The organism is Flavihumibacter petaseus NBRC 106054 (assembly GCF_000974785.1).
Classification (GTDB): Bacteria; Bacteroidota; Bacteroidia; order Chitinophagales; family Chitinophagaceae; genus Flavihumibacter; species Flavihumibacter petaseus.
In genome coordinates this window covers 1-1,030 of record NZ_BBWV01000022.1, presented here as the reverse complement: position 1 = coordinate 1,030, position 1,030 = coordinate 1, and the positions used below count along the sequence as shown (strand labels likewise).

Below are 1,030 nucleotides of genomic sequence, written 5' to 3'. Positions count from 1 at the left end.
AAAAGTTGGCGTAACCGGCTGGTTAACCGTTACGGTTAAAGTCGTTGTATTCGCACACTGCCCTGCAGCTGGTGTGAAGGTGTAAGTAGTTGTAGCGGTATTGTTGATGGCTGGTGACCAGGTACCGGGAATACCATTGGTAGAAGTGGTCAGCAGGTTGATCGGATCACCGGCACAAATGGCTGGTATAGAAGCGAAGGTTGGCGTTACCGGCTGGTTCACTGTTACGGTCAGTGTAGTGGTATTAGCACACTGTCCAACAGCTGGTGTAAAGGTGTAAGTTGTTGTAGCTGTATTGTTGATGGCTGGTGACCAGGTACCGGGAATTCCATTAGTAGAAGTGGTAAGCAGGTTGATCGGATCGCCGGCACAGATTGCTGGGATGGCTGCAAAAGTTGGCGTTACCGGTTGGTTAACGGTTACAGTCAGCGTGGTGGTGTTCGCACACTGTCCAGCTGCTGGTGTGAAAGTGTAAGTTGTGGTAGCCGTATTGTTGATCGCCGGGCTCCACGTACCGGTGATACCGTTCGTAGATGTGGTCAGCAGGTTGATCGGATCGCCGGCACAGATCGCTGGTATGGCGGCGAAGGTTGGTGTTACCGGTTGGTTCACCGTTACGGTGAGTGTCGTTGTATTCGCACACTGCCCTGCTGCAGGGGTGAAAGTGTAAGTTGTTGTAGCTGTATTGTTGATGGCTGGTGACCAGGTGCCGGGAATTCCGTTGGTGGAAGTGGTAAGCAGGTTGATCGGATCACCGGCACAGATCGCAGGTATTGCAGCGAAAGTTGGCGTTACTGGCTGGTTAACGGTTACAGTTAAAGTCGTTGTATTGGCACACTGCCCTGCTGCCGGCGTGAAGGTGTAGGTTGTTGTAGCCGTATTGTTGATGGCTGGTGACCAGGTGCCGGGAATTCCATTAGTGGATGTGGTCAGCAGGTTGATCGGATCACCGGCGCAGATAGCTGGGATGGCTGCAAAAGTTGGTGTTACCGGCTGGTTAACGGTTACGGTTAAAGTTGTTGTGTTCGCA

At 52.2% G+C, this 1,030-nt stretch carries 1 pseudogene; it reads right to left on the bottom strand.

The features are described from left to right. Positions 1 to 1,030, bottom strand: a pseudogene (locus FPE01S_RS26080) (gliding motility-associated C-terminal domain-containing protein); the annotation flags it as partial.